This window comes from Chryseobacterium sp. CCNWLW53, assembly GCF_037083525.1.
In the GTDB taxonomy this organism is placed as follows: domain Bacteria; phylum Bacteroidota; class Bacteroidia; order Flavobacteriales; family Weeksellaceae; genus Chryseobacterium; species Chryseobacterium lathyri.
Window position 1 is genome coordinate 902,895 of record NZ_JBAOJR010000001.1, and the last position, 26,938, is coordinate 929,832.

The following is a 26,938-nucleotide window of genomic DNA, read 5'->3' on the forward strand; positions in this document are numbered from 1 at the left end:
CTAAATGAGTACTGCTACACATCAGATCGGCTGGAAAACGGCTGCCGCAATTGTTGTCTCCAATATGATAGGGACAGGAATATTCACCACGTTAGGCTTTCAGCTGTCTGATATTACCAACACCTACAGTATTTTCCTGTTGTGGATCATCGGCGGAATCCTAGCCCTGTTCGGAGCGTTTTGCTATGCCGAGCTGGGATCTTATTTTAAAGGAAACGGCGGAGATTATATTTATCTTAAAGAAACCTATCATCCGGTATTTGGCTATCTGGTGAGCTGGATCTCTCTGATCATCGGGTTTTCTGCACCAGTTGCTTTGGCTGCGCTTGCAATGTCCAAATACCTTTCAGCGTTTAATTATACTTTTGGAAACGGCTTTGCCATAGGCTTCATTTTTCTTGTGGCAGCGAGCTTATCGTTCAGCCTTAAAACATCAAGCAGGTTTCATAATTTTTTTACCTTTATCAAAATTGCTTTTATCATTATACTGGTGATTCTTGGCGTTGTGCTTTCAGGATCTGAGATAGGAAACAGCCTGAAATTCACTGACAGCTGGCAGAACGAGATTATGCTTCCAGCTTTTGCTACATCCCTGGTTTTTGTTACCTATTCCTATACCGGCTGGAATTCTGCTTCTTACATTGCAGGAGAAATAAAAGACGTTCAGAGAAATCTTCCTAAAGCTTTAATTGTGGGAACTGTTTTTGTCACAGTAAGTTATCTGCTGGTCAATTTTATCATGCTGAAACATGCACCTGTAAGCCAGTTGGCAGGGAAAGAAGATGTCATGGGGGAAGCCGCAGGGAATATGCTGGGCAGCGGTTTTGGGAAAATCGTCAATGTTTTTATTGCCTTACAGCTGATTGCTACCATCAGTGGCTATTTATGGGTAGGTTCAAGACTTACACAGGCTTTTGCGAAAGAAAACCATTTGTGGAGATCACTTGCTGTCAATAATAAAAAAGGAATTCCCGTGAGGGCTATTTTTGCTCATGCAGTGATTGCTTCAGTGATCATTCTGACAGGAAGTTTTAAAGAGATCTTTGTGTATACCGCTTTTATTCTTCAGCTGTTTGCCAGCCTTTCTATTTCGACGGTTTTCTTTCTTAAAAAAAACCAGCGGAAAATATTTAAATCCAATATATTTTACATTTTTCCAGCAGTTTTTCTGCTTTTCAGTATGTATATCCTCTACTTTACACTCATCCATAATCCTAAAGAAAGCATTATAGGACTTGGAATTGTAGCCTTTGGACTGATTTTATATATCATTGACAGGAAATTTTTTAAAAAACCTTGACAGGGTAAATATTCTGTTTATTCTAAAAAACACCATAAATCCTAATGATTCAAAAAATTATGTGAATCTGGCAGGTCAAAGGAATTTTAATTTGAATTAATAAATTCTTATCTTTGCACTCTCAAAAATTGCAGAATGTCTAAATCATTAATTCCAAAACTAGAAGCTATTAAACAAAGATATAATGAGGTTGCCGACCTTATTATACAGCCTGATATCATTTCAGATCAAAAAAAATATTCTTCTCTGAATAAAGAATACAGTGATTTAGGAAAGATTGTAAAAGTTTACGACCAGTATAAAGGTGCCCTGGATACGATTGAAGAATCTGATGAGATCATCGCCGACGGTTCAGACAGAGATCTTGTAGACCTTGCGAAAGAGGAAAAAATGGAAGCTCAGGCTAAAATACCCGGCCTGGAAGAAGAATTAAAAGTTCTTTTGATTCCTAAAGATCCTGCAGATGATAAAAACATCATAGTAGAATTACGTGCCGGAACAGGAGGTGATGAAGCGGCCATTTTTGTGGAAGACATCTACAGAATGTATAGCATGTACTTCAAAACAAAAGGATGGAGACATGAAGTGACGGATTCTAACGAAGCAGCAAAAGGCTACAAAGAACTCATCATGAAAGTAGAAGGGGAAGGTGTTTACGGAATCATGAAATTCGAGTCCGGAGTTCACCGTGTACAGCGTGTTCCCGAAACTGAATCTCAGGGAAGAGTTCATACTTCTGCCATCACCATTGCAGTGCTTCCGGAAGCTGAAGAAGTGGATGTGGAGATCAATCCTGCAGATATCGAAATGCAGACATCCCGTTCAGGAGGTGCCGGTGGACAAAACGTTAACAAAGTAGAAACCAAGGTACAGCTTACTCACAAGCCTTCAGGTTTAGTGGTAGTATGTCAGCAGGCCCGTTCTCAGCTGGCAAACCGTGAGCTCGCAATGGAAATGCTTCGTGCAAAACTATATGATATTAAACTTCAGGAAGTTCAGGGAGATATTGCTGCACAGAGAAAAACAATGGTTTCTACAGGAGACCGTTCCGCAAAGATTAAAACTTACAACTATCCTCAGGGGAGAGTGACAGATCATAGAATCAATAAATCTATGTATAACCTCGATGCTTATATGAACGGAGATATTTCTGAAATGATAGATGCAGTCATCATGGCGGAAAATGCAGAGAAGATGAAGGGAGAAGAAGAAAATTATTAAAAATAAATTATAAATCAGGCTCTTGAAATCCAGGAGCTTTTTTTTGCTGTATATTCATTCAAAAAAACATTGAATTAAAACAAAATAATATGAACAATTTTAAGGTCATTATATTCATGATGCTGGCATTGTTAAGTCAAAATCTGCTGGCTCAGACAGAAGTGAAGAAACCTTCTGAAGTCTTTGAAATGTATTTTGGAACTTTCGTTAAAAACGATGATGCTGTACTTTCTAAGCTGAATGATTATTTAAGACCTACCGTAGAAGGAGAAAATGCTTATCAGGTAGATTTTAAAACCGTTTCCAGGGATATGATGAAAGAAACCACCGACAACTTTTTATCTGCTTTTTCCAAAACCACGGCAGACGCCTGCAGAAAAGAAGCCGAAGATTATTTCACCGCTATGATGGAAAATTTTAAAAATGGAAAACTTTCCGTTAAAGACGTAAAAATTGTCCAGAATGAATATATAGAGGATCAGAAAATTGCTGAGGTTAATTATTCAGTCAGCTTCAAGGTTCCGGCTAAATTTTCTGATATTCCAACGGGGGATATGAAAAACGTTAAGCCTGAAGACCTTAAAAAATACCTTGTTCAAAGTGTACAGGCTTTTAAAAATGCTGATAAAACAGTGATAACGGAGCAAAAGTTCAGTTTGTACCAGCTAAACGAAGGTGGAAAAACATACTACTGGAACGGCAGCCCTGATGAAATTGTTGCGGGATTGACAGATTTCTATTTTGATAGTTTCGGATCTAAATAATGATCTTTGAAAAATAGTAATAAAGCTCTGGTTTCAGGGCTTTTTTTATTTCGTATACTTTACGTATTTTTGAGAAAACCCTTGATTATGAATTTTAAGCCTATGTTATTAACTGCTGGAGTTTTGTTTTCAGCAACTATTTATTCTCAAAAAATGAATTATCCTAAAGCAGAAAAAGGAAGTCAGACAGATACCTATTTTGGTAATGCAGTTGCAGACCCTTTCAGAGATCTTGAAAATGATTCCGACGCCACAAAGAAATGGGTAGATGATGAAGTAGCCTACAGCCAGAATTATCTTTCAAAGATCCCGTTCAGAAATACAATCAAGGATCAGCTAACCGAGATCTGGAATTATGAGAAAATTTCAGCACCTTTCAAAGAAGGAGATTATACGTACTATTATAAAAATAATGGCCTTCAGGCGCAGTCTATCTTATACAGAACAGATAATAAGACCAAAGCAACGGAGATATTTTTAGATCCTAATAAATTTTCAGAAAAAGGAACTACTTCTCTTTCCAATCTGTCATTCAATAAAAAAGGAAACCTGGCAGCATACTCCATTTCTGAAGGCGGGAGCGACTGGAATAAGATCATTATCATAGACGCCATTACCAAAAAACAGATTGATGAAACATTGGTAGATGTAAAATTCAGCGGAATTTCCTGGCAGGGTGATGAAGGATTCTACTATTCGAGCTATGATAAACCGAAAGAAGGAACGGTCCTTTCGGGAATGACAGATAAGCACAAAGTGTATTTCCATAAATTAGGAACTAAACAGTCTGAGGACAAATTGATCTTCGGAGGAGATAAAACACCTAGAAGATATCTTGGAGCAGGGGTTTCTGAAGACCAAAGGTACCTGATTATTTCTGCAGCCAATGCAACCAATGGGAACGAATTGTATATCAAAGACTTAAAAAAAAGAGGTGACTTTGTACAGATTAATAAAGGTTTTGATATTAATGCCAGTATTGTAGATACTCAGGGGGATGACCTTTTTATCTTTACCGATAAAGATGCCCCGAACATGCGCCTTGTAAAAACTAGCATCACCAATCCTTCACCGGAAACCTGGAAAGATGTTATCCCGCAAACAGAAAATGTATTGGGAATATCTACAGGAGGCGGATATTTCTTTGCTACTTATATGGTTGATGCTATTGATCAGGTAAAGCAGTTTGACAAAACAGGAAAACTGATCAGGGAAATTGCTCTTCCAGGAAAAGGAAACGTAGGAGGTTTTGGAGGAAAAGAAGAGGAAAAAGAACTTTATTTCTCTTTCAGCAACTATATTACACCGGGAACGACCTACAAATTCAATGCAGATTCAGGGAAATCAGAAGTTTATCAGAAGCCTAAAGTAAAATTCAATCCGGAAGATTATATTTCAGAGCAAGTGTTCTACACTTCAAAAGACGGAACCAAGATTCCTATGATGATCAACTATAAAAAAGGAACAAAGCTAGACGGTAAAAACCCTACGATCCTGTATTCTTACGGAGGTTTCAATATCAGCCTTCAGCCTTCATTCTCTGTAGTGAATGCGATCTGGATGGAAAACGGAGGAATTTATGCAGTACCGAACATCCGCGGTGGTGGTGAATATGGTAAAAAATGGCACGATGCAGGAACAAAAACACAAAAGAAAAACGTTTTTGAAGATTTCATTGCAGCAGGAGAATATCTGCAAAGCAAAGGTTATACTTCAAAAGAATATATGGCATTATCCGGAAGATCAAACGGAGGGCTGCTTGTAGGAGCAACAATGACCATGCGTCCTGATCTTGCAAAAGTAGCGTTCCCAGGAGTAGGAGTGTTGGATATGCTGAGGTACAATAAATTCACAGCAGGAGCCGGCTGGTCATATGACTACGGAACAGCAGAAGACAGCAAAGAAATGTTTGAATATCTTAAATCATACTCTCCGGTGCACAATGTGAAAAAAGGAACATGCTATCCTTCCACAATGATCATTACAAGTGATCATGATGACAGGGTGGTTCCGGCGCATTCTTTCAAATTCGGAGCAGAACTTCAGGATAAGCAAGGCTGTAAAAATCCAATTTTATTAAGAATTGAGAAAAATGCAGGTCACGGAGCCGGAAGGGCAACCGACCAGGTAATCAGTGAAAATGCAGATCTTATTTCTTTTGCCCTGTACGAAATGGGAATAACAAAATTGAAATAATATAATGTAAATAATAAATTTCGGCCGCTCAGAGAGCGGCCGAAACTATTATATATTTTACTTTGTGTTTTTAGTTTTATTCTTTTGTATCAGCTGATTTCTGATCTCATTCATTTGCTTTTGTATTTCTTCAATCTGCTTTTTCTGCTCTTCCATTATTTTTTCCGGACTGGTTGTAGTACGCGTGTTGTTTCCGCTGGCCATTCTTGAAGTATTGGAATAAGTGGCGGGATTATACGGATCTACCATACAGTCAGCATCAGGGGTTGTTCCCAGAACTCCGGCATCGGTTACGGTAATTTTATAGCAATTGCCTCCGGGAGATTTTAAAACAATAAGATCAGCTACATCCCTCCACACCAGATCATTTGGCGTTCCCGCAACATTTCCAGGAGCAGTTGATTTACCATGGGTTACAAGGACTTGCCCCCTTAGTCCGTAATTTCTGGGAAGGTAATATTCACCGGTAGTAGTTCCTGTATTGTCCTTGTACATAAAATAAGGACCTAGATATATGCTATTGGGAACAGTAAAAGAGGTATATACTCCTGTAGAGGTATCCTGTGAACTCATAGAAAAGCCACCCTGACTTGCTGTCATATTTGAATTTAGACTTCCATTTGAATTTGTAAGCATCGCTACGCTATACCCCGGCATATTAATCAAGTCTAATGCTGCTCCACCGTCGGAGGTACCTGTATTAAAAGAGGAAATGTTTTTAGTCTGTGCAAATATGCTCCCTGTTCCATCTGAAGGATTGATAACTCCGGCTATATTATATTCTGGGGCCAAGGTGGTGTTGGTTTCCAGTAAATATTGGGTATTAGTGGATGTATCTGTTTTGGAAGATCTGAAATCACCGTTTACATCCAGCGTTTTTTCAGGAGTTGAGGTATTGATTCCTACATTCCCGGTTCCTACTTGAGCCGATACGCTCGCCATGCATAAAACAAGGCAGGGTAAAAAAATTCTTTTCATCTGTTTCTGATTTTGGAAGCAAAAGTAGTAGTCTCTTAAACAGAAAGAAAGCTTTTTATCTGTAAAATTCAGAATTTTACAGATAGATACTTCATTATAACTGTTTGATAATTAATTATTTGATTGCTCTTTCTTGTTCCTGTATAGTAAGCTCTTTTTGATACATTTTGTAAGCACTGGAATAGGTATAAAGAGTTGAATTTTATAAATAAATTATTTTTTGCTGAATTTTTCTTTCCATTTTTTTACCGTGTTTCTGCTGAGGCTATAATGATTGGCTAACTCAGAATCATTCATCCTGTTCGTTTTTTGGTAATCCAGTATGGCTATTATTGTCGAATGATCGTAGGAACGGTATTTTTGATTAGTATATACCTTTCCGAAAATAATCTCATTCAATTTGATGACCTCCAGGGTAGATAGCTTTTTTTTGGAAAGATAATACTGGCATTCCTCTACTTTTTCAGGATACTTCATGATGATGAGGTCAGAATATATTTTAATATAATCGGGAAAATCTGTATCTATCTCTGATGTTTTTTTATCCATTTGTATAAGGTGGTTTTTGGTATTTTATATTCTTCAATGATCTGTGTTTTACTTTTTTCTCCGGAAGAAACAAGGTGGAGGATAAAATCTATAATCTCTTTTGTATAGACACTCTTCCGGAATTCTGCAGGTTTGAGACTGCCTGAATTTCTTCTTTGATTGAAGTTTTGACTTTTGGGTGGGGAATAAAGAACCAGATGTTGGGAATATATCCTGAAAAAATCATATTTCAGTAATTTGCTCCACTTCAGAAGAATATCCGTATCAAGGGATTTGGATTCATACATGGCTTCTATTTCTCTTTCAGAACACTTAAAAAAATCACATGCTCGGGATATTTCGATACTGCATTCCGCTATATGCTGACTGATTAAATTTCCAATATGGATATCTTTAAAATTCATTTTTGCTGATCTTTATTTTAGAATGATGAAGAAATTTTTTCAGGCCTTGTATATTGATTGGGAGTAAGTCCAGGCAGCCTGTAACTGAAAGTTAAGTGTTTTCCTCTGCCAGATTTTATGATTATTTTGTGCTGGCAGCGGCAGGGAATTGCCACAGAAGAAATTTTCTGTGGCAATTTTAATTGATCATTTGTGTATTTAGAATCTGTCTGTGTGCATTTCTGTTATGAATGCAATGCTTTTTTACGGCGTACAAGGAGTTGTACTTCTGAATAAGTTACCGTCTGCATCTATACATGCATAGGCATTTCCGGTGCCTTTCAGTTGGTTTACCTGCACTTTTCCGTCTTTATATATTGTTAATGCATTTTTTTTGGCAGTTTCATTGGAACCTATACCCACTTGAAGAATAGGATCTGTCCCTACCCAGCTTGTAGAAGTGTTAGTAGAGGTAATTTCATTCCATCGTCCTAAAACAATTTCCCCAAAAGTACTAGCTATAAGGTCTGCTCCTATAGTTGTGGATACATGTCCTTTAGAAATATTTCTAGTCCCGATAGAAGTAGCATAATGGCTGGTGCCACTTCCGCCGATGGTATTATTCAGCCCAAAAACGGTAGCGTATGATGCGTCGGCGTTTACTATGTTATCCGCTCCGGAAACAAAAGAGGTAGGAGAATTCACCTGATTTCTTGCACCGCTAATGAATGTGAGGTTTGCATTAGTAACAGTATTCTGAGAACCTAATACTCCTACATAAGAAGAGTTATTTGCAATGTTTTGAGACCCAAGTACGGAAACAGAAGAGGAGGTCTCGCTTGTTGAATTCCCGGATCCGCCAACAAGATTATAATCTCCTGATACTATGTTCTGATACCCGCTTACAATTGAATAGTCGTTTTTTACCTGATTACTATTACCAAAGACTGCATTTCCAACGGATTGCGTTACTCCGGCAATAGGAGAAATATTATTATTGAGTCCTGATACTAAGTTATATGCAGTACCGTTTCCAGAGATAACATTTCCAAAACCTCCTACCAGACTGCGAGGCCCATCAACGTTATTTTGTATGCCAAAAACAGCACTATAGCTTGAGCTGGGTGATAGCGTATTTGTATTCCCTGCCACAATTGCATTTACGCTGGCCACAACATTGCTATCCCCAAAAGCAGCGCTACTTACTCCCGATACTTTATTATTATTACCTACTGCAATAGAGTTTTGCCCGATGGCGGAAGAACCGTCCACTTCTTCTGCGTTGGGAGACCCGCCACGAATAGCCCCACGAACATCTAATCGGGTTAAAGGCTTTGCAGTTGCGAAATTACCCAAACCAACATTTCCATTTTGATAAATATTTTGAGTATTAGCTGTTGCTGGGTTTGTGCTGTTTTCTATGAACCAGGGTTCAGTGCCTGTTGCTGCCCCCGAAGCTATTTTTACCCAAGCTGCTCCGTCAAAATAGAAATATCCCGGTTCTGTTACATTAAGAGTTTTGGAAGTGGTAGGATTTGCTGCTGCTGTTGCATATACAATCGTCCCTGTCTGATCTGTTGTGTATAGGTTATCTTTTGCTTTAAGCTCATTGCCGGTAAGACGTGGAGCAATCAGACCATCAATCTTAGTAATATCAGAAGGAGATGCTACAACATCCAAAGTTGCTTTAGGAGTAGGAGTATTTATACCAACCTGAGCGAACGAAACTGCCGAAGCCAAAATAGCGACAGTAAATAATGTTTTTTTCATAAATATGTTTTTTGTGTTAGAAATAATTTTAACGGAACAAAACTATCCCGACTATTTATGAAAACCTATTTATATACCTGTTAATTTCGGAATCTTACAGCATAAAAAAAATAAGTAACTGGTTTATTATCAGGTGTTTGTTTGAACTTTGTCTTCTGTTTGTATTTTATTTTCATTAGTCGCATTTTCAATAAAAACAGAAGGCGAAATTCCCGTGATTTTTTTAAAAATTTTTGAGAAATTTTCTGCGGAAGAGAAACCGGAGATTTCAGCAAGGGCACCTACCTTATATTTTCTATACTTAGAATCTTCCAGTATATTTCTGCATATATATTCTATACGAAGTTCATTGATGTAAGTATTGAAGTTTTTGCCATAATGTTGGCTGATGATTTCTGAAAGATAGCGTGGATTGGTCTTAAGGTCAGATGCCAGGGAAGATAAACTGAGATTGGGATTAATAAATTTTTCGGACTGCTCAAATTTTTTCAATTTCTGCAATATTTTTTTTTCTACAGCTTCCGGAATAGTACGGTCTTTTTGCGATTCTGTAGTATCTATCACCGATTCCAGAGGATTTTCCTTAGGAATAAAAGTACTGCTATTGTTTTCTTTTAACTTTTGTTCAAGCCTGGAAATTATGTTTTGAAAGAGTTGCTTTTGTTTTGCTTTCTTACGCTGATAATAAAAAATAATTCCCGCCAGACTCAGAACCGTAAAAATGCCAAGTGCCATCAAAAAATTATACGTACGTTTTCTTTTGTCGGCCTCTTCTTTTATAATACTATCCAAAATCTGTACAGATTTGTTGACCGCTTTTTGGTTTTCTGCGGAAAGACTGCTTCTCGCGGTTTGGTATAGTTCATTATACTTTTTATACTCCTTCAAATTATTTTCAGCCAGATAGTTTTGGGCTAAATAATGATATAATTCTACTCTTTTGGGATCCTTAGGCTCAGTAAGTTTTTCGGCACTTATCAATGTATCAATAGCTTTCTGATACTCTTTCCGGTTGGTATAAATAACAGAAAGGTATATTTGGGCAGAAGAAATATGATATTGCTCCCACTCAGTACCTTTCGCAGAAATAATTGCTTTTTCCAGCATAGCTTCTGCTTTCTCCCATTGTTTTGCAAAAACATAATTCACTCCAGCTCCCAAATACGTAACCGTATACTGAAATTTTACCTTATCGGATGTTTTCATATGGGAAAGTGCATCTAAAGATTTTGTGATGTAAATACTTGCGGAATCGTATTTTTTTTCTTCAGTAAGGGCTTTTGAATATTCTGTGAGAAGAAGAGATTTCACCCAGTTGCTTTCCTGTGGATCATGAATTTTTTCAGCATCGTTCAACCCTTCTTTCAAGGAAGATTTTGCTTTCGGAATAAGCCCGATATCTCTGTATCTGTTCGCTAAAAGCCCGCAAATTCGTACTCTTTGATTATAATTTTCGCCAAGATATGAAACGTCTTTAGCTTTTTGAGCAAATGAGAGTGCTTCATTGTTTTTTCCTAAAAAATAATAACAGGTGCTTATTTCCAGGTAAAGTTCTGCCAAAGAATTATGATCTTTAAATGTGGGCAGATAAGAATTAGCGATTGCCAAAGCAGAGTCTGGGTTTTTATCTTGCGCCTGCTGAATTCTCCTCATAGCCTTTACGAGTTCCGTTTGTGATATTTTTTTTGAATCGTCAACGGAATTTTGTGAGAAAATTAATGTAGAAAAGAATAGAAAGGGAAAAAATAAAAAATTTTTCATTAAATACCTGCTTTCTTACAAAAGTATTAAAAAAATAAGCTTGTAAATAATCAAATACTAAGCATCTCGAATTCCAAACTGTAATTTATGCATATGTTTCACTGTGCCGGAAGAGCAATTGATCAGGTAAAATACGGATCTTATAGCATTTGCTTTATATGAAATGGGAATAAAGAAATTGAAATAATATAATAATAAGTAAGTATTTCAATAACAGAGACCGGGCATTTGTCCAGTCTTTTTTATGCTTAAAGGTAAGGAAAACTGTACGTTAACATAAGTTTCATGTTTCGCTCAAAAAAATTAACTTTACGGAGACAAAAATTATTGGAATGCGAAAGACAATTTCTGTGAAAACTCCGGATTTTAGCATAGAGCCTCAGCAAAGAGAGATCTATAACTTTGAAAAAGACGGATTAGAATTAAAATCATCTTACACCTCAGAAGATGTTAAAAATAAATCTTTAACACAGACTTCTCCAGGAATTGCACCCTATCTCAGAGGCCCATATTCTACCATGTACGTACAGAAACCATGGACGGTAAGGCAGTATGCAGGTTTCTCTACTGCAGAAGAATCAAACGCATTTTACAGAAGAAATCTGGCAGCAGGACAGAAAGGATTATCAGTTGCTTTTGATCTCGCAACACACAGAGGATATGATTCCGATCACTCAAGAGTAGTAGGAGATGTAGGTAAAGCAGGTGTCGCCATTGATTCTGTGGAAGATATGAAGATCCTTTTCAATGAAATTCCATTAGATCAGATTTCTGTATCCATGACCATGAACGGTGCTGTACTTCCAATTTTGTCCTTCTATATTGTGGCTGCTGAAGAGCAGGGTGTAAAGCAGGAATTGCTTTCGGGAACCATTCAGAACGACATTTTGAAAGAGTTCATGGTGAGGAATACCTATATTTATCCACCGGCGCCTTCCATGAAAATTATTGCAGATATTTTTGAATATACTGCTCAAAATATTCCCAAATTCAATTCTATTTCCATTTCAGGATACCATATGCAGGAAGCAGGCGCCACTCCGGTACTGGAAATGGCCTATACCTTGGCAGACGGTCTTGAATATGTAAGAACAGGAATTAAAGCCGGAATGAACGTCGATGATTTTGCCCCAAGGCTTTCATTTTTCTGGGCAATCGGGATGAATCATTTCATGGAAATTGCAAAAATGCGTGCTGCAAGATACATCTGGGCAACTCTTTTAAAGCAGTTCAACCCGCAGAATGCGAAATCTTTAGCATTAAGAACCCACTCACAGACCTCTGGTTGGTCTCTTACAGAACAGGAACCCTTTAACAATATTACAAGAACAGCTATTGAGGCTCTTTCTTCAGCTTTAGGAGGAACCCAGTCGCTGCATACCAACGCTCTGGATGAAGCCATCGCACTTCCAACAGATTATTCAGCAAAAATTGCAAGAAATACCCAGATTATCCTCCAGCAGGAAAGTGGGATCTGTGACGTTGTAGACCCTATGGGTGGAAGTAACCTTGTGGAAAGCCTTACCCAGCAAATGATCGAGGAAGCGATGAAATACATCGATGAGGTAGAGCAGGAAGGAGGAATGACAAAAGCCATTGAAGCCGGAATTCCAAAAATGAGGATTGAAGAAGCAGCCGCTAAAAAGCAGGCTAAAATTGACAGTGGTGAAGAATTTATTATTGGCGTAAATTCATTCAGAACAGTCTTAAAACAGGACGGAATAGAGATCCTGGATATCGATAATACAGAAGTCCGCAGAAAACAGATCGAAAGACTTGAAAAAATAAAAGCAGAAAGAAATCCTCAAGCCGTTACAGAAATCCTGAACGAGATCCGTGAAAGTGCAAAGACAGGAAAAGGAAATCTTCTGGCATTATGTATAGAAGCAGCAAGAAGAAGAGTGACTCTTGGTGAAATGAGCGATGCCATGGAAGAAACCTTCGGTAGATATAAAGCCAATATTAGAACAATCTCTGGAGTATACGCTATGAATGCCGGAAAAAACGAATATTTTGAAAAAGCCCTTCATCTGACTCAGAAATTCGAAGAAGAAGAAGGCCGTCGACCAAGATTGATGGTTGCGAAAATGGGGCAGGACGGACATGACAGAGGTGCCAAAGTAGTAGCTACTGCATTCGCAGATATGGGATTTGATGTCGATGTGGCACCATTGTTTCAGACTCCTGAAGAAGTAGCCAAACAGGCTGTAGAAAACGATATCCACATTCTTGGAGTTTCCTCACTGGCAGCTGGGCACAAAACCCTTGTCCCTCAGGTGGTCGAAGAGCTCAAAAAACTGGGAGCTGATGATGTGACCATTGTGGTAGGTGGCGTTATTCCACAGCAGGACTACGAATTTCTGTATGCCAACGGTGCCGATTTTATTTTCGGTCCGGGAACCAATCTTCCTAAATGTGCGGTGGAAATCTTAGAAAAATTTTTAAATTAACATTTTTTATAGAATAATTGCATAGCTTTTGTATAGTTTAAGTGAAAAATTTCATTATGGCTTATACAGTAGTTTCAGTATTTCCGGTGACTGTAGATACAGAGGAAATTAAAAAGAATTTAAAAGAAAAAGGTTTTGATGAAGCAAATATTATTGTTTCAAAATCTAAGGTAGAAAGCGGATTGTCAGCTGATCATTATCAGGAGGATGAACAAACAAAAGAATTTTTTGAATACGTTTTTGCTCACGATGCAGAAATGCTGGAGGCTTACCGCAAGCACAGTATTGGCAGAAGCAATGTTATTGTGTATGCGGATGACTTGCAGCAGGCTAAGGTCGCCAAGACTGTTTTAAATGAAAACGGTGCACTTGAAGTTTACCGTAAACCGTCAGAAGCACGGGACAGCATTCCTGAAGGTATGTCGGAGCAGGAATACAACGGAATCATTGCCAAAGCAAGGCATAATATCTATTTTCTGGGATCAGAAAGAGTCTACCATTCCAATGAAGCTAAAGGGATGGACGACGAGATGGATAGCTTAGGATCAAAAGATTAGTCATCCCAATAAAGCAAAGCCTGGATATAAAATTATTCAGGCTTTTTTATTTAAAAAATTTGAATATTCAGAAAAATTAATATATTTGCACCTGAAAATCAAGTTTAACCCATTAAAAAACAACGAAGCAATGTTCAAAACGAATCAAAATTCTTCAGCTGGAGTACCGCTTATGGTGGTAAGGCTTCGTGGTTTGGTATACTCTTAGAATAATAGTACAACGAAATATCAAAACCCGAAGTCGTAAAGATTTCGGGTTTTTTATTGCGCAATATTTAAACTCCAGTTTCCCCGAAATTTTTTAGTGTCATTAAGAACAAAGTGAAAAGATCTTTATGATCTATTTTATACTGTTCATTATCGTAAAATCAATCAACTTATATTTTAGTTGAGTAAGAAAAGATGTGCACAAATCCAAAATCTGGATATTGTAACGGCATCTTGTTTCTTATAATTTATGGAAAATTATAATCTTCTGTTTCTTCGACTGAGAAGTGCAAGAAGCAGAAAAAGAGCAGGTAGAAAAGATGTAGAAAAACAGATAAGAAAAAAATATAATCGTAGTGAAAAGCTGTGGGATATCAGAAGGAAAATTCCCTGGATTCCGCTGGAAAATCCTTATCAGAGAGGATTTGTAAGATTCTTTGTTCTCCGGGATGATGTGAAAAGATCCAAAGATGCAGATTTTTTCGAAGGGATTTTGAACAAAATCAACACCTACATGTATTCTGAAAGCCGACAATTCCTGAAAAAAAAGAAAAAGTCTGGAAGAAGAATATACGTGGAACGAGAACAGAAACTTAAAAGGATTTCTTCATTGGGATGGAATGATCCAAAGTTAGGATTCACACAGAGAGAAAGACAGTACTTTCTTAAAAAAGAAGAATACAATCCATTCCGGAAAAGAAACGATATCTACTACGAATTTATTGAACCCTGGAGATTTATCCTCCGAGTAAGACCCAATATGATCACCCATTATAAACCATTGGATTCTGAACTGGAAAAAGAATGTGATGAACTGGGATCCTATTTAAGGCAATATAAAGTGGCGGGAATTATCCGGAAAAAAATTTATGGTAGACCAAAACCATGGAAAGCAGATTATGAAACTGATCTTATCAAAAGCAGGAAATATGCTGCCTGTATCATGTCTGCAACAGAGCTTGCAGATTATTTTGAGGACTTATAAGTCCAATTATTTAAAACAAAAAACAATGGGAAATTTAAAACTAAAAGGAAAAGATATATTAAAACTCGGTTATCCGAACAATCAAAGCGTCAATGTGGCTTTGGAGGTTATGAAAAGAAATTTTGCAACGAAGAATATTCACCATGTAAAATCTATTTTAAAAGAAATCCTCCTCAACCCGGAGAACTTTGAAAAAGACCTGACTTTCGGGCAGATTGCAGAATCGCTGCTTTCATCCAGAAAAACAGAAAAAAGGATGCTCAATACACAGCGTGCTTCCTTTCAGATCTTTGGAAACAATATCTCTGAAGAAGCCAAAAACCAGCTGTACACAGCTTTAAAACTGCCGATTTCAACGCAGGGCGCTTTAATGCCCGATGCACACAGCGGTTACGGACTTCCGATAGGCGGTGTTCTTGCGGTAGAAAACGCAGTGATCCCTTACGGAGTAGGCATGGATATTGGCTGCAGGATGAGTCTCAGTATTTTGGATATACCGGTTTCATATCTTGACGGAGCAAGAGATAAATATGAAAAAGCTCTTGCCGAACACACCAAATTCGGGATGTACGAAATCCATAAATCTCATATAGATCATGAAATCTTTGAGAGAGATACCTTCGATATGATTCCGGTTTTAAGGAGATTAAAAGGAAAAGCCATTAAACAAATGGGTTCTTCCGGCGGAGGGAATCACTTTGTGGAATTCGGAGAAGTTGAAATTGCGGAAGAAGATGACCAGATCGGCCTTCCAAAAGGAAAATATCTGGGAATACTTTCACACAGCGGTTCCAGAGGTTTAGGAGCTGAGATTGCACAATACTATTCAAGAGTTGCTGCAGATCAGTGTCCGTTGCCAAAAGAAGCCCAACAGTTCGCCTGGCTGGATCTGAATACCCATCTCGGCCTGGAATACTGGACCGCAATGAACCTTGCCGGAGATTATGCCTCTGCCTGTCACGATGACATTCACAGAAGACTGGTAAAAGCGGTCGGCGGAAGAGTAAAAGCAAGAATTGAAAACCATCACAATTTTGCATGGAAGGAGATTCATAACGGAAAAGAAGTGATTGTTCACAGGAAAGGAGCTACACCTGCTAATGTAAACGAACTGGGAATGATTCCGGGTTCCATGACGGCAAAAGGCTTTATCGTTCGTGGAAAAGGAAACCCGGATGCTTTGAATTCAGCGTCACACGGAGCCGGTAGAGCTCATTCGAGAGGAGAATGCAGAAGCCTTTTTACTCAGAATGATATCAAAAAAGAGCTTAAGCTGAAGAAAGTCACTTTGATAGGCGGAAATACTGAAGAAGCACCGATGGCTTATAAAGACATCCATGAAGTAATGAATGCACAAAGTGAATTGGTCGATATTCTCGGAACATTTCAACCTCGAATTGTGAGAATGGATAAATAAGTAAGTTGCTGGTTTATAGTTATCAGTTGAGAGAATTTTACTATTAGTTATAAACCTGCAGTATTCCAACCTTATAGGTTTTCAAAACTTATAAGGTTTAAAAAAAAATAATAATAAGGTTGGTGTTTATAGTTGGCAGATCAAAAAAATTGTACTGTCAATTATAAACCATCAACTCTCAACAAAAAACAAAAAATGGGAGCACCTCATAATATAAAAAGATACGGAGAAGTCTGGCCGGAATTTAGAATTCTGCACGGGCTTGAAATTTTAAATAAACTAAAAGATAAAGTCATCATATCAGGAGGCTGGGCCTGGCATTTCATGTCAGAAACAGGACATACGGAATACAAGCATGCCCATGACCATAAGGATATTGATGTTTTTGTAAAGAAAGAAAACACAGCAGAAACAGTTATGATTCTTCAGCAGGAAGATTTTCAGAAAGTATGGACCCGCTATGATCATTTACAGAGCGAAGAGAATTTCCGCAGATATGAAAAGACAATGGAACTCCAAAACGGAAAATCTCACAGAATTACTATAGATTTCTTCGAAAGGAATGACTTGGAGACGATTGAAATCAATGGCTTTACCGTTGTCAAACCTGAACTTTTACTGACGTTTTACAGAAACATCCATTCCAGTGATAAATGCTGGGCTGTAATGGCTGCTAAAGATTTACTGCAGAAAGGGATCGACCCTATTGGTCATCCAAAATTAAGTGAAATCCCTAAAGTAAAGTAAAATGGAAAAGCTTATACAAATAACCTCAGGAAGAGGGCCTTTAGAGTGCCAGTGGGTCACCGCTAAAATTCTGAAGGTCTTCCTTGAGGAAATTAAAAACAATACAATAGATTACGAAATCATTCACCGTGAAAACGGCGATGAAAACCTGACTTTAAAATCTGTAACCATTCTTCTAAAAGCAAAAGATCTGGATCCATTTTTAAAAACATGGTTAGGAAGCATATGCTGGACCGGTAAAAGCACATTCAGGAAGCTCCATAAAAGAAGCAACTGGTTTATCGGTGTTTTCGAGCTGGAGGGGCTGGAGAAAATCAATTTTAATGAAAAAGATATTCAGTTCCAGACCACAAGAAGCCAGGGAAGTGGCGGACAGAATGTAAATAAAGTCAACACGGCTGTTCGGGCCGTTCATATACCCACCGGAGAAAGTGTATTTGCACAGGGTTCCCGGTCACAGCTGGAGAATAAAAAGCTGGCCATTATGCGGCTGAAAGAAAAAGTAACCGGATTGTATATCAAACAGCTTGAAAAAAGAATGCAGGATACATGGAACAATCATCTGCAGGTGCAGAGAGGAAATCCGATCCGCACATTCTCCGGAGCGGATTTTAAAAAGAACTATCAGGATAAATCATTTAAGAAACAGAGGAATATCCTGAAAAAAGAATTAAAAAACAACAGAAATGACCTTAACTAAAAGTAAATATTATTTTGAAGCCCTGGATAATTATCCATACAGCCTTCCGGACTGCCTGGAAGCTTTGAACTATGCCCTGTCCTATGATCCCGAAGATGCAGACAGCCTCTGCCTGATGGGAAGAATATACAGCGAAATGCTGACCGATTACGAAAGGGCAAAAATGTATTTCGAAGAAGCCATGCAGTGTAATGTAGCCAATCTCAACACACCACAGCATTATATCAAATGTCTTTTGGACAATGAAGACCTCGATGAAGCAGAAAAACTGATCCATTATGCTTTAAGAATCAAAGGAATAGACAAAGCAAGAATATTGATACAGAAATCGTTGTTGTTTGAAATCAGGTTGGAATATAAAAAAGCATTGGAACCTTTAAAAGAAGCAAGAAAATACAGTTATAACCAGGCTATAATTGATTTTTTGAAAAGCAGGAAGAAATTTATTAAAAGCAAAATGACAGAAACTAAAAAGAAAGGAAAAAAGTAATTACTTTCTTAAGTGATGTCTTACTCATTACAGAAGGATCTTTTTAAGGTCCTTTTTTTGTAGCTTTAATATATGGAACTTAATTATGAACTTAAAAAGCTTCAGCTAAAGGAAACTTTCTCGATTGCCTATGGTAATTATGACACAAGAGAAGCATTACTGATAGAATTATCTTATTTAAACTGTAAAGGATATGGTGAATGTGTTGCCATAGATTATTATCATATTGATCTGAAAAACTTTATCATCAGATTAAAAGAGATACAGCCGTTACTTGAAAAGCGGACTGTTGTTCATCCCAAAGATTTTTTTCACTTTCTTTCAACGCTGGATCTGCATCCGTTTTTAATGTCCGCCTTAGATTGCGCCTATTGGGACCTTTTCGGAAAACTTGAAAACAAAAGCTTTACGGAACTAAATCATATTCCTTCCGGGAACTTGGCAGAGAGCTCCATTACCATTTCAGTAGCGGATATTGAAAATCAGATCCGGAAAATAGAAAAAAGCAGCTGGAACAGATTTAAAGTAAAATGTAAAGGGCTGCATGAAGACAATATCGAAAAGCTGCTGAGGTTGAACCGCAACATTGCTTTAGATTCCAATGCCAGTTTTACAGATCTGGACTGTATCTGGCTTCAGGAAAATGAAAATATCAGGCAGTTTTCTTACCTGGAACAGCCAAGACCGGTTGACCAGTATAAAGTTTTAAAAAAAGAAGGTTTTGCCAATTGGATGGCAGATGAAGATTCCCAGGATCTTAATTCCCTGGAAGAGCTCCTGCCTTATTATAAGAGTGTCAATATCAAGCTGATGAAATGCGGTGGACTCACTCCGGCATTGGAGATGATTATAAAAGCAAAAGAACTGGGTTATAAAACAATGATAGGCTGCATGACAGAATCTACGGTTGGGATCTCCGCTGGCTGTGTATTGGCGGGCCTTACTGATTTTGCCGACCTTGATGGCGCCAATCTTATTTCCAATGACTATGCCTCCGGAAATTTTGTAAAAAACGGAAACATTATCCTGTCGGGAAAACCGGGACTTGGGATAGAATTATAATTTATTTATTGTGAATAGTGAATAACATTGCTTAAACACTGATACGCTCCAACTCTCCAACCCTATCTCCCTCCAACTCTTTCACTCTCCAACTCTAAAATGCTACTTCTTATTCACAGAAATCAGGTAATCATATACCATTTGGTGCTGCTCATCGCTTAATTTTGCTTTCGGAGCCATTCTGCTTAATGTTTTGATCCATCCTTGGTCATCATGCTTAGCAGGATCCGGAAGCTTGTGGCATTTGGAGCATGAATTTTCAAAAATAGTTTTTCCCTGAACCAGCTGCTCAGATGCGGTGTACTTTGGCCCTGTTACGGCAACGCTTTTAGGTCCGCATGATACCATAAACGCAGCACCTGCGGTCATACTTAAGATTACTTTTTTCATATCCATATTCTGATTTGGTGATTATTTTTTCACAGAAACAATATAGTCGTATACCCACTGATGCTGCTCGTCATTCAGTTTCGCTTTTGGAGCCATTGAATTCATAATTCCTACCCACTGTACAGAGGTGTGTGCTGTAGGATCCGGAAGCTTATGGCATCTGCCACAGGAATTTTCAAAGATTGTTTTTCCCTGAGCTATTTGTTCTGCAGTAGAAACGGCGGGTCCTATAGGTCCGGCTGTAGAAGCTTTTGGTGTACAGGAAGCCAGTAATAGGCAGGTAAATAATGCAGCAGCGGATATTTTTTTCATGTTTCTTGAATTTTGATTAGTAACAAATGTAGGAATTTCCCCTTCCAGATGATAAGGCAGTATCTAGTTTTAATTTAGAAGAAATAAAATTAATACCCGTTTGTATGGGAGTTTGAAGGTTATTTTTATATTTTTGAATCAATGAAATTTTCTACAGAAGAACTAATGGAAGGAATACAGTCAGGAAATAAACGCCTGATCGCAAAAGCTATTACATTAGTCGAAAGCAAGAAAGCCGAGCACAGGACCCAGGCAGAAGAGCTTCTGAAGAAAATAATGCCTTTCACAGGAAATTCCATACGGGTAGGAATCACCGGAGTTCCCGGTGCAGGAAAGTCTACATTCATTGAAAATTTCGGAAGACTTGCTATTGCTAACGGAAAAAAAGTTGCTGTTCTTGCCATCGATCCCAGTTCTTCCATTAACAAAGGAAGCATTTTGGGAGATAAAACCAGAATGGAAGAATTGGCAAAAGAAGAAAATGCCTTTATCCGTCCTTCCCCAAGTTCCGGATTTCTTGGCGGTGTTGCAAATACCACCTTTGAGACCATGATGATCTGCGAAGCGGCAGGATATGATTATATTTTGATCGAAACAGTTGGAGTAGGGCAGTCTGAAGTACTTGTAGCTGATATTACGGATGTATTTCTTTTCCTGAAAATTATTGGCGGTGGAGATGAGCTTCAGGGTATCAAAAGGGGTATTATGGAAATGGTAGATCTTATCTTTATCAATAAAGTAGAAAAGGAAAACCTTCAGAAAGCCAAAAATACCAGGCTGGAATTGAAACGGGCACTGGATTTTATCCCTCCCAAAGAAAAAGGCTGGAAAATCCCGGTATTATTAGGCTCTGCCCTTTACAATGAAGGCTTGGAAGAAATATACACCAAAATTGATGAATTCATAGATCTGAAAAAGAAAACCTCACGTTTTAACGAAGTCCGCACCCAGCAGGCAGAAAAACGCTTTGAATATTGGGTTCAGGAATATATTCTGGCTATGATGAAAAGGAGCGATTCTGTAGAAGCTGCTTACATACAGCACAAAAAAAATGCTTCAGAAATGGTTTCTAATCCCAGCACTGAAGCAAAACTGTTTGTTGAAAAATTTCTATCTAAAGACTAAAGCTTCTCTTTTTCTTTTGGCATTTCCTCATTTTTAGAAACATAACCGTCATAAGTAATAGGCTGTCTGTCATTACTTCTCATAGAAACAAATGCTTTACCGCTTTTAAAAATTTCTATAATAATCTCATCAACATTTCTTGTATCATTGGGCTTAATCTTTAAGATCCAGTTTCCTTTTTTATTCTGAGCCTTATTGACAGTGAAGTCCTTGGATGTAAAACGGTAGCTGTTTTTATCTCTATCTCCGAAAGTAGAATTAAATACTCTTCCGAAATAAGGAAGTACAACCTCCAGATTGTTTTTATTGATGGTAATGCTATACTCATCTCCGTTAAGTTCTAGAATCCTCATTGAAGTAGAATTTGGCATTGAGTTCATAACATTGATAACATCATAATTCATAGGATTTGCTCTTTGTGCATGAAAAGTAAATTCCTGGGAACTTACAAGTGCATCAACTGTTTTGGAATCTAATGAAGCCTGTGAGGAGCAGCTTTGAAAGAAAAAAAGAAATCCAAAAATAAATATAAGTGAAATATACTTTTTCATAACCGTAATAATTGTAAATTTAAATAGCAAAATGTATGCAAATATATTCCTTCTGAATCATTTTGGAATAAAAATTGTAAATGTTGAATTATTAACACTCAAACAACTATGAAATTTACACATCTATTAGGAATAGGAGCAGTTGCCTTGTCAACTGTAGCATGTACTACTAATCCAATTACGGGCAGGTCTTCATTACAGATTGCAAATAATTCGGAAATATTAACAATGTCTGCTCAGGAATATAAAACGACATTGTCTAAATCTAAAATTATCACAGGAACTGCAGATGCAAAAAGAATAACGAGTGTAGGAAGCAGAATAAAAAGTGCAGCAGAAAGATATTACCAGAGTATAGGAAGATCTGCAGATCTTGCTAATTATAACTGGGAATTCAATCTTATACAAAGCAATGAGCTGAACGCCTGGTGTATGCCTGGCGGTAAAGTTGCCGTTTATACAGGAATTCTTCCTGTTACAAAAAATGACAATGGTCTTGCCGTTGTGATGGGACACGAAGTTTCACACGCTTTGGCAGGGCATGGCAATGAAAGAATTTCCCAGGCTATGGTTGCGCAGTATGGAGGTTCTATTCTGGGCGGAACAATTTCCAACTCACAATGGGCCGGTATTTTTGAAAAAGTATATCCTATCGGATCGCAGGTAGCTCTGTTGAAATATGGTAGAAATCAGGAATCAGAAGCAGACCAGATGGGATTATACCTGATGTCTATGGCAGGATATGATCCGAGAGAAGCGATTCCTTTCTGGAACAGAATGGAAGGGGCAGCATCAGGCTCAAGACAGCCGGAATTTTTATCTACCCACCCGAATCCTGAAACAAGGATCTCAGATATCAATAAAAACCTTCCAAAAGCTTTGGAATACTATAAAGCAGCCGGAGGGAAAATATAATTATTCCAGAATTTAATCTTGTATAGAGCCTTATTGAATTTTTCACTAAATTGGGTAAGGCTTTTTTCAATGTAAACCACTAAACACAATATTTATGAAAAGTTTATCAATTACCGGACTTATACTGCTTGCCGTGTCGGCACTGCTTTTTTATCTGACCACTGATTTTACGGTGGGAGGAATTACCATCTCACACATGATGGGTGTAATGGCCGGAGTAGGAATTGGCCTTATTATTGGCGGAATGGTAGGATATGTAAGCAAAGGAAGCGCAATAAAGGCTGAAGAGAAGAAAAGAGAATTCAAAAGATTACAGCAAGAAAAAGAAGATCTTGAAAAACAGGCGGCAGATATTGCCAGACGGGAAGCGGAACTTCAGCAAAATAAAAACCCTCAAATTTAATATTTGAGGGTTTTTTATAGTGTTATTTTCAAATTATTTAAACTTATAACCTACGCCTACCAAAAACAGATTCGGTCTGTTGTCATATCTGATTTCTGATCCGGAGACCTTATTGATGAAGTTTCTTTCATCTTTGCTGAAAGCCCCTTCGTATCGTGCATTAATGATCAGCTTTTTAATTTCAAGCTGCGCACCGAACTGGTATCCTACTGTGAAATTGTTTTTAACGTTTTCTTTAAAATCATTGTAGGTATCTTCCTTGCTTAAATTATAGCTTGCTACCGGTCCTACAAAAACTCCGAGCATATCCCCTAAAAGATTATACCCTAAAAGAACAGGCATATCGATACGGTTGCTCTTTACATCAAAAGTAGTATTCTCCGTAGTGAATTCATTTTTGAAATGAGTGTAGTATAATTCCGGCATTACATAAAGTGCAGTCGGAAGTCCTATTTTTAAAGAAAGCCCCACGTTAAAACCTGCATTGTTTTTTCCTGTTCCCTCAATGGCTTCATTTACCGTTCCTTTAATGTTTTTCCATGAAGGAGAGCCTGTCGGGAATATTAAGTTGGCTTTTCCTGCCAGAGAGATCTGCGCAGAAGCGAACATTGAAAACCCGATTAATGCTATACTAAGTACCTTTTTCATTATCATCTATTTTAGAGATTGTATTTTCAATCGTTTTATTATTTTCAAGTAAATATTCTCTCAGTTCTTTAAACAGTTCTGAAGAATAAACGAAGTCAATAAGATTTTTATTGCCCGCAGTAATGAGAATATCCTTGTTTCCTTCCCATTCTTTGATCCCCAGTCTCAGGTATACAATTTTCTCCCCAATTGTCATCACGGAATTCATATCGTGCGTATTGATGATAGTTGTTGTATTATATTCTTTGGTGATTTCAAGAAGAAGATCATCAATGACATTGGAAGTATAGGGATCAAGACCGGAGTTAGGCTCATCGCAGAACAGATATTTAGGATTGTTCACGATTGCTCTCGCAATGGCAACACGCTTTTGCATTCCCCCGGAAATCTCAGACGGAAATTTTCTCCCGGCCTTATCAAGATGTACCCTGCCAATTACTTCAAATACTCTTTTCTTTTTTTCTCTGAAAGTAAGGTTGGTAAACATATCCAGCGGAAACATGATATTCTCTTCCACCGTAAGAGAATCAAAAAGTGCGCTACCCTGGAATACCGTTCCGATCTCTGAACGCAGATGCTGTTTTTCCTCACGCGTCATGACGTTGATATCCCTGCCGTCAAACAGGATCTCTCCTGATGATGGCTGATAAACATTCAATAAGCTTTTCAGGAAAACAGTTTTTCCGGAGCCACTCTGCCCAATGATCAGGTTTACCTTTCCTTTGTCAAAAGAAGTTGAAATTCCCTTCAGTACTTCAACCTCGTCAAAACTCTTCTTAAGATCTTTTACCTCAATCATCAGCTTAATATTAATTGGGTTAAAATTAATTCCGAAATGATAATAAATACCATGGTCCATACTACGGCCTGAGTACTGGCTCTACCTACTTCCAGCGATCCTCCTTTTACATTATATCCGAAGTAAGAAGGTACCGTAGCAATAATAAAAGCAAACACTGTGGTTTTTACAAATGCATAGTATACAAATAAATTTGGCATATACATCTGGATACCTACTATATAATCATTTTCTGTCCAGTTTCCAGTCAGAATACCTGCCAGGTAGCCACCTCCGATACCGAATACAATACTGATGGCAATAAGCAAAGGATTAAAAATCACACAGGCAAAAATTTTGGGCAATATCAGGAAATTCGGAGAGTTTACCCCCATAATGTCCAATGCGTCGATCTGTTCTGAAACCCTCATGGTGCCTATACTTGAGGCAATATATGATCCTACTTTACCTGCCAGGATCAAGCTGATGATTGTCGGTGAAAATTCCAATACCAAAACAGCTTTTGTGGCATATCCCACGAATGAAGGTGGAATAGGAAAAGAAGACGAATCAAAATTATTGAACATCTGGATAGCCACAACGGCTCCCACAAATATAGAAGTGAAGATCACAAGCCCAAAAGAATTGACGCCGAGATCATTGATTTCTCTCATGAACAGCTTCCAAAAAACCCTCATTTTCTGGGGCTTCTGCAAGGATTTACCTAGAAGGATAATGTATTCTCCTATTGCTGTAAAAAACTTTTTTAACATGCTGCTAAATTAGACTTTTTTTATTTAATTCAGGTTAGACCTCAGGTGCTCAACGGAGGATTATTTAACCTAGAAGCAAATATGGTTCCTCAATTTCAGTCTTAGCCTTTTGTTTTATTTATTTTGCGTTTTTATCACCGCCGATCACCAATAAAACGGTCTTTAAAATAATAATAAGATCCAAAACAAAACTCCAGTTTCTTACATAGAATGTGTCTGCAAGAATCCTTTTTTTCATTTCAACCTCCACATCTCCATAATCTCCTCGCAGCCCGCTTACCTGGGCAAGGCCAGTGATACCAGGCGACACCATACTTCTTAAGCTGTATCTTCCTATCTTAGGTTTATAAAAGTTATCTACAGAAAGCATATGCGGACGTGGTCCCACAATAGACATTTCTCCTTTCAAAACATTGATAAACTGGGGAAGCTCGTCAAGGCTGGTTTTCCTGAGAAAACGTCCGATTTTTGTGATCCTGACATCATTTTCTTCCGTAGTTTTCGTAGCTGATTCATCATTAACGATCATGGTTCTGAATTTGAGACATGAAAATACTTCTTCATGGAAACCATATCTCTTCTGAACAAAGAAAACAGGCCCTTTAGATGTTATTTTTATGAGAATTGCAATCATCGGAAATAACCAGGAACCTAGTAAAACTAATATAAGGATAGAAAAAGCGATATCAAAAATCCTTTTAACCAGGAAATTGGAGTAATAATCCAAAGGGTATTTTGCCTGGCTGAGAATAGGTTGTGTCTGAATGTATCCAAGATCGTACAGGAAAAAATCGCTCTGTGTAATGCTCGGAATTAATGAGACATGGACCTTATGGTCTTCAGCCAGTTTGAAGATCTCAGTTTCAAGATTTTCGGTGAAATGGTTTTCTGTAGATAAAAACAGCGTGTGGATTCCGTTTTTTTTCCAAAATTCAACAAGTTCGGTTGGTTTTATATCAGAAGTTCCGTACTCAAATATTTTATATCCGTAATCTTTTCTGTCCTGAAATATATTCTTCAGAATTTCTGTAGAACCTGTTTCCCCCAAAAACATCACATTTCTATAATTGATCCCCAATGAACGGAAATATTTTATAATAAAATAAATGATCGATTTCGCCAGGAAAATAAAGAAAAAAAGATAGAAGGAAAGCCAGTAAATATCTGAATTGAAAAATACATTTTTGCTTACTTTTCCAATAAGCAGAACGCCGAGTATAAAGAACAGAAAATGGATAAGAAGGCGTTCCAGAAACAAAGTATAGGTGAGATTCCTCTGAATATTATAAATTTTTGTCCTGCCGCTTAGAAGCATCCAGAACAAAAAAAGCAATACCAGGGAAAAAATATTCTGGTACCATGTTTCCTTATGATATCTTAAGCTTTCGTTTCTGCTTATGAAAAAGAATATGAAGATAGATGCAATAACCACAAGGTCAAGCAAAATAATAATCGATTTCAGGTATCTAGAGTATCGAATTCTCTGCATCTATCAGTATTTATAAC

Annotated in this window: 27 protein-coding genes; 15 read left to right on the forward strand and 12 right to left on the reverse strand. The window is 37.7% G+C overall.

Annotated features, from left to right (window positions below; all coding sequences use genetic code 11):
• Positions 1 to 4: 4 nt before the first annotated feature.
• The 4 genes from V6R96_RS04245 to V6R96_RS04260 all read left to right on the forward strand — a co-directional run bounded on the left by V6R96_RS04245 (position 5) and on the right by V6R96_RS04260 (position 5,481).
• Complete coding sequence (locus V6R96_RS04245) at positions 5 to 1,300, forward strand: amino acid permease (RefSeq protein WP_336378098.1); 1,296 nt, start codon at positions 5 to 7, stop codon at positions 1,298 to 1,300.
• A gap of 135 nt (positions 1,301 to 1,435) precedes the next feature.
• Complete coding sequence (gene prfA, locus V6R96_RS04250; RefSeq protein WP_111958425.1) at positions 1,436 to 2,521, forward strand: peptide chain release factor 1; 1,086 nt, start codon at positions 1,436 to 1,438, stop codon at positions 2,519 to 2,521.
• Between the two features lie 89 nt (positions 2,522 to 2,610).
• On the forward strand, positions 2,611 to 3,285 hold the full coding sequence (locus tag V6R96_RS04255; protein WP_146897151.1) for a hypothetical protein: 675 nt from the start codon (positions 2,611 to 2,613) through the stop codon (positions 3,283 to 3,285).
• Positions 3,286 to 3,372: 87 nt separating this feature from the next.
• Positions 3,373 to 5,481 carry a prolyl oligopeptidase family serine peptidase gene (locus V6R96_RS04260; protein ID WP_407934741.1) on the forward strand — a complete coding sequence of 703 codons (2,109 nt, stop codon included), beginning with the start codon at positions 3,373 to 3,375 and terminating at the stop codon, positions 5,479 to 5,481.
• A gap of 57 nt (positions 5,482 to 5,538) precedes the next feature.
• Here V6R96_RS04260 and V6R96_RS04265 read toward each other — a convergent pair whose 3' ends face one another.
• The 5 genes from V6R96_RS04265 to V6R96_RS04285 all read right to left on the reverse strand — a co-directional run bounded on the left by V6R96_RS04265 (position 5,539) and on the right by V6R96_RS04285 (position 10,814).
• The gene (locus V6R96_RS04265; protein WP_336378099.1) at positions 5,539 to 6,459 is read right to left on the reverse strand and encodes a hypothetical protein; all 921 of its coding nucleotides are present in this window, start codon (positions 6,457 to 6,459) and stop codon (positions 5,539 to 5,541) included.
• A 213-nt stretch (positions 6,460 to 6,672) separates the two neighbouring features.
• On the reverse strand, positions 6,673 to 7,008 hold the full coding sequence (locus V6R96_RS04270; RefSeq protein WP_336378100.1) for a helix-turn-helix domain-containing protein: 336 nt from the start codon (positions 7,006 to 7,008) through the stop codon (positions 6,673 to 6,675).
• The gene (locus tag V6R96_RS04275; RefSeq protein ID WP_336378101.1) at positions 6,984 to 7,412 is read right to left on the reverse strand and encodes a helix-turn-helix domain-containing protein; all 429 of its coding nucleotides are present in this window, start codon (positions 7,410 to 7,412) and stop codon (positions 6,984 to 6,986) included. The genes V6R96_RS04270 and V6R96_RS04275 overlap by 25 nt, the downstream gene beginning before the upstream one ends.
• Positions 7,413 to 7,655: 243 nt before the next feature.
• Positions 7,656 to 9,161 (reverse strand): hypothetical protein, encoded by a 1,506-nt coding sequence (locus tag V6R96_RS04280; protein ID WP_336378102.1) that lies wholly within the window; start codon positions 9,159 to 9,161, stop codon positions 7,656 to 7,658.
• A gap of 129 nt (positions 9,162 to 9,290) precedes the next feature.
• On the reverse strand, positions 9,291 to 10,814 hold the full coding sequence (locus V6R96_RS04285) for a helix-turn-helix domain-containing protein (RefSeq protein WP_336378103.1): 1,524 nt from the start codon (positions 10,812 to 10,814) through the stop codon (positions 9,291 to 9,293).
• 440 nt (positions 10,815 to 11,254) lie between these two features.
• Between V6R96_RS04285 and scpA the strand changes: the two genes are divergently transcribed.
• The 8 genes from scpA to V6R96_RS04325 all read left to right on the forward strand — a co-directional run bounded on the left by scpA (position 11,255) and on the right by V6R96_RS04325 (position 19,537).
• Positions 11,255 to 13,372, forward strand: coding sequence for a methylmalonyl-CoA mutase (gene scpA, locus V6R96_RS04290; RefSeq protein ID WP_336378104.1), 2,118 nt, complete (start codon positions 11,255 to 11,257; stop codon positions 13,370 to 13,372).
• A 56-nt stretch (positions 13,373 to 13,428) separates the two neighbouring features.
• Positions 13,429 to 13,929, forward strand: coding sequence for a hypothetical protein (locus V6R96_RS04295; RefSeq protein ID WP_336378105.1), 501 nt, complete (start codon positions 13,429 to 13,431; stop codon positions 13,927 to 13,929).
• A 457-nt stretch (positions 13,930 to 14,386) separates the two neighbouring features.
• Positions 14,387 to 15,121 carry a hypothetical protein gene (locus V6R96_RS04300; protein ID WP_336378106.1) on the forward strand — a complete coding sequence of 245 codons (735 nt, stop codon included), beginning with the start codon at positions 14,387 to 14,389 and terminating at the stop codon, positions 15,119 to 15,121.
• Positions 15,122 to 15,146: 25 nt separating this feature from the next.
• Complete coding sequence (locus V6R96_RS04305; RefSeq protein ID WP_336378107.1) at positions 15,147 to 16,538, forward strand: RtcB family protein; 1,392 nt, start codon at positions 15,147 to 15,149, stop codon at positions 16,536 to 16,538.
• Positions 16,539 to 16,733: 195 nt separating this feature from the next.
• Positions 16,734 to 17,285 carry a hypothetical protein gene (locus V6R96_RS04310; RefSeq protein WP_336378108.1) on the forward strand — a complete coding sequence of 184 codons (552 nt, stop codon included), beginning with the start codon at positions 16,734 to 16,736 and terminating at the stop codon, positions 17,283 to 17,285.
• Between the two features lies 1 nt (position 17,286).
• On the forward strand, positions 17,287 to 17,985 hold the full coding sequence (gene prfH / locus V6R96_RS04315; protein WP_336378109.1) for a peptide chain release factor H: 699 nt from the start codon (positions 17,287 to 17,289) through the stop codon (positions 17,983 to 17,985).
• Positions 17,972 to 18,475: a hypothetical protein gene (locus tag V6R96_RS04320; protein ID WP_336378110.1), complete on the forward strand. Its 504-nt coding sequence runs from the start codon at positions 17,972 to 17,974 to the stop codon at positions 18,473 to 18,475. Before prfH ends, V6R96_RS04320 begins: the two co-directional genes overlap by 14 nt.
• A gap of 72 nt (positions 18,476 to 18,547) precedes the next feature.
• Entirely contained in the window at positions 18,548 to 19,537 is a 990-nt protein-coding gene (locus V6R96_RS04325) for an enolase C-terminal domain-like protein (RefSeq protein WP_336378111.1), read from the forward strand.
• Between the two features lie 102 nt (positions 19,538 to 19,639).
• On the opposite strand, the gene V6R96_RS04330 is transcribed toward V6R96_RS04325, so the two are convergent.
• Both V6R96_RS04330 and V6R96_RS04335 read right to left on the reverse strand, forming a co-directional pair.
• A complete protein-coding gene (locus tag V6R96_RS04330; protein ID WP_111958717.1) occupies positions 19,640 to 19,927 on the reverse strand; it encodes a cytochrome C in 288 nt (95 codons plus the stop codon).
• A 21-nt stretch (positions 19,928 to 19,948) separates the two neighbouring features.
• Entirely contained in the window at positions 19,949 to 20,239 is a 291-nt protein-coding gene (locus V6R96_RS04335; protein WP_223557752.1) for a cytochrome c, read from the reverse strand.
• Between the two features lie 141 nt (positions 20,240 to 20,380).
• On the opposite strand from V6R96_RS04335, the gene meaB reads away from it, so the two are divergent.
• Positions 20,381 to 21,364: a methylmalonyl Co-A mutase-associated GTPase MeaB gene (gene meaB / locus V6R96_RS04340; RefSeq protein WP_336378112.1), complete on the forward strand. Its 984-nt coding sequence runs from the start codon at positions 20,381 to 20,383 to the stop codon at positions 21,362 to 21,364.
• Here the strand turns inward: meaB and V6R96_RS04345 are convergent.
• Complete coding sequence (locus V6R96_RS04345; protein ID WP_336378113.1) at positions 21,361 to 21,915, reverse strand: DUF4251 domain-containing protein; 555 nt, start codon at positions 21,913 to 21,915, stop codon at positions 21,361 to 21,363. The two genes, meaB and V6R96_RS04345, sit on opposite strands and share 4 nt — an antisense overlap.
• Before the next feature lie 108 nt (positions 21,916 to 22,023).
• Between V6R96_RS04345 and V6R96_RS04350 the strand changes: the two genes are divergently transcribed.
• Positions 22,024 to 22,830 (forward strand): M48 family metallopeptidase, encoded by an 807-nt coding sequence (locus V6R96_RS04350; RefSeq protein WP_111958463.1) that lies wholly within the window; start codon positions 22,024 to 22,026, stop codon positions 22,828 to 22,830.
• Positions 22,831 to 22,924: 94 nt separating this feature from the next.
• Positions 22,925 to 23,233, forward strand: a complete 309-nt coding sequence (locus tag V6R96_RS04355) for a hypothetical protein (RefSeq protein ID WP_111958465.1) — start codon at positions 22,925 to 22,927, stop codon at positions 23,231 to 23,233.
• Between the two features lie 33 nt (positions 23,234 to 23,266).
• Here the strand turns inward: V6R96_RS04355 and V6R96_RS04360 are convergent, their stop codons facing one another.
• From V6R96_RS04360 to V6R96_RS04375, 4 genes are all read right to left on the reverse strand, one after another.
• Positions 23,267 to 23,881: an outer membrane beta-barrel protein gene (locus tag V6R96_RS04360; protein WP_111958467.1), complete on the reverse strand. Its 615-nt coding sequence runs from the start codon at positions 23,879 to 23,881 to the stop codon at positions 23,267 to 23,269.
• Complete coding sequence (locus V6R96_RS04365) at positions 23,865 to 24,680, reverse strand: ABC transporter ATP-binding protein (protein WP_111958469.1); 816 nt, start codon at positions 24,678 to 24,680, stop codon at positions 23,865 to 23,867. The genes V6R96_RS04360 and V6R96_RS04365 overlap by 17 nt, the downstream gene beginning before the upstream one ends.
• Positions 24,680 to 25,432, reverse strand: a complete 753-nt coding sequence (locus V6R96_RS04370) for an ABC transporter permease (protein ID WP_111958471.1) — start codon at positions 25,430 to 25,432, stop codon at positions 24,680 to 24,682. The genes V6R96_RS04365 and V6R96_RS04370 overlap by 1 nt, the downstream gene beginning before the upstream one ends.
• 118 nt (positions 25,433 to 25,550) lie before the next feature.
• Positions 25,551 to 26,921, reverse strand: a complete 1,371-nt coding sequence (locus V6R96_RS04375; protein ID WP_223557749.1) for an exopolysaccharide biosynthesis polyprenyl glycosylphosphotransferase — start codon at positions 26,919 to 26,921, stop codon at positions 25,551 to 25,553.
• Positions 26,922 to 26,938 lie beyond the last annotated feature (17 nt).

Excerpts from the sequence above, each read along its gene's own strand:
- V6R96_RS04245 (WP_336378098.1), top strand. The coding sequence starts at position 5 with ATGAGTACTGCTACACATCAGATCGGCTGGAAAACGGCTGCCGCAATT.
- prfA (WP_111958425.1), top strand. The coding sequence starts at position 1,436 with ATGTCTAAATCATTAATTCCAAAACTAGAAGCTATTAAACAAAGATAT.
- V6R96_RS04255 (WP_146897151.1), top strand. The coding sequence starts at position 2,611 with ATGAACAATTTTAAGGTCATTATATTCATGATGCTGGCATTGTTAAGT.
- V6R96_RS04260 (WP_407934741.1), top strand. The coding sequence starts at position 3,373 with ATGAATTTTAAGCCTATGTTATTAACTGCTGGAGTTTTGTTTTCAGCA.
- V6R96_RS04265 (WP_336378099.1), bottom strand. The coding sequence starts at position 6,459 with ATGAAAAGAATTTTTTTACCCTGCCTTGTTTTATGCATGGCGAGCGTA.
- V6R96_RS04270 (WP_336378100.1), bottom strand. The coding sequence starts at position 7,008 with ATGGATAAAAAAACATCAGAGATAGATACAGATTTTCCCGATTATATT.
- V6R96_RS04275 (WP_336378101.1), bottom strand. The coding sequence starts at position 7,412 with ATGAATTTTAAAGATATCCATATTGGAAATTTAATCAGTCAGCATATA.
- V6R96_RS04280 (WP_336378102.1), bottom strand. The coding sequence starts at position 9,161 with ATGAAAAAAACATTATTTACTGTCGCTATTTTGGCTTCGGCAGTTTCG.
- V6R96_RS04285 (WP_336378103.1), bottom strand. The coding sequence starts at position 10,814 with ATGAGGAGAATTCAGCAGGCGCAAGATAAAAACCCAGACTCTGCTTTG.
- scpA (WP_336378104.1), top strand. The coding sequence starts at position 11,255 with ATGCGAAAGACAATTTCTGTGAAAACTCCGGATTTTAGCATAGAGCCT.
- V6R96_RS04295 (WP_336378105.1), top strand. The coding sequence starts at position 13,429 with ATGGCTTATACAGTAGTTTCAGTATTTCCGGTGACTGTAGATACAGAG.
- V6R96_RS04300 (WP_336378106.1), top strand. The coding sequence starts at position 14,387 with ATGGAAAATTATAATCTTCTGTTTCTTCGACTGAGAAGTGCAAGAAGC.
- V6R96_RS04305 (WP_336378107.1), top strand. The coding sequence starts at position 15,147 with ATGGGAAATTTAAAACTAAAAGGAAAAGATATATTAAAACTCGGTTAT.
- V6R96_RS04310 (WP_336378108.1), top strand. The coding sequence starts at position 16,734 with ATGGGAGCACCTCATAATATAAAAAGATACGGAGAAGTCTGGCCGGAA.
- prfH (WP_336378109.1), top strand. The coding sequence starts at position 17,287 with ATGGAAAAGCTTATACAAATAACCTCAGGAAGAGGGCCTTTAGAGTGC.
- V6R96_RS04320 (WP_336378110.1), top strand. The coding sequence starts at position 17,972 with ATGACCTTAACTAAAAGTAAATATTATTTTGAAGCCCTGGATAATTAT.
- V6R96_RS04325 (WP_336378111.1), top strand. The coding sequence starts at position 18,548 with ATGGAACTTAATTATGAACTTAAAAAGCTTCAGCTAAAGGAAACTTTC.
- V6R96_RS04330 (WP_111958717.1), bottom strand. The coding sequence starts at position 19,927 with ATGAAAAAAGTAATCTTAAGTATGACCGCAGGTGCTGCGTTTATGGTA.
- V6R96_RS04335 (WP_223557752.1), bottom strand. The coding sequence starts at position 20,239 with ATGAAAAAAATATCCGCTGCTGCATTATTTACCTGCCTATTACTGGCT.
- meaB (WP_336378112.1), top strand. The coding sequence starts at position 20,381 with ATGAAATTTTCTACAGAAGAACTAATGGAAGGAATACAGTCAGGAAAT.
- V6R96_RS04345 (WP_336378113.1), bottom strand. The coding sequence starts at position 21,915 with ATGAAAAAGTATATTTCACTTATATTTATTTTTGGATTTCTTTTTTTC.
- V6R96_RS04350 (WP_111958463.1), top strand. The coding sequence starts at position 22,024 with ATGAAATTTACACATCTATTAGGAATAGGAGCAGTTGCCTTGTCAACT.
- V6R96_RS04355 (WP_111958465.1), top strand. The coding sequence starts at position 22,925 with ATGAAAAGTTTATCAATTACCGGACTTATACTGCTTGCCGTGTCGGCA.
- V6R96_RS04360 (WP_111958467.1), bottom strand. The coding sequence starts at position 23,881 with ATGAAAAAGGTACTTAGTATAGCATTAATCGGGTTTTCAATGTTCGCT.
- V6R96_RS04365 (WP_111958469.1), bottom strand. The coding sequence starts at position 24,680 with ATGATTGAGGTAAAAGATCTTAAGAAGAGTTTTGACGAGGTTGAAGTA.
- V6R96_RS04370 (WP_111958471.1), bottom strand. The coding sequence starts at position 25,432 with ATGTTAAAAAAGTTTTTTACAGCAATAGGAGAATACATTATCCTTCTA.
- V6R96_RS04375 (WP_223557749.1), bottom strand. The coding sequence starts at position 26,921 with ATGCAGAGAATTCGATACTCTAGATACCTGAAATCGATTATTATTTTG.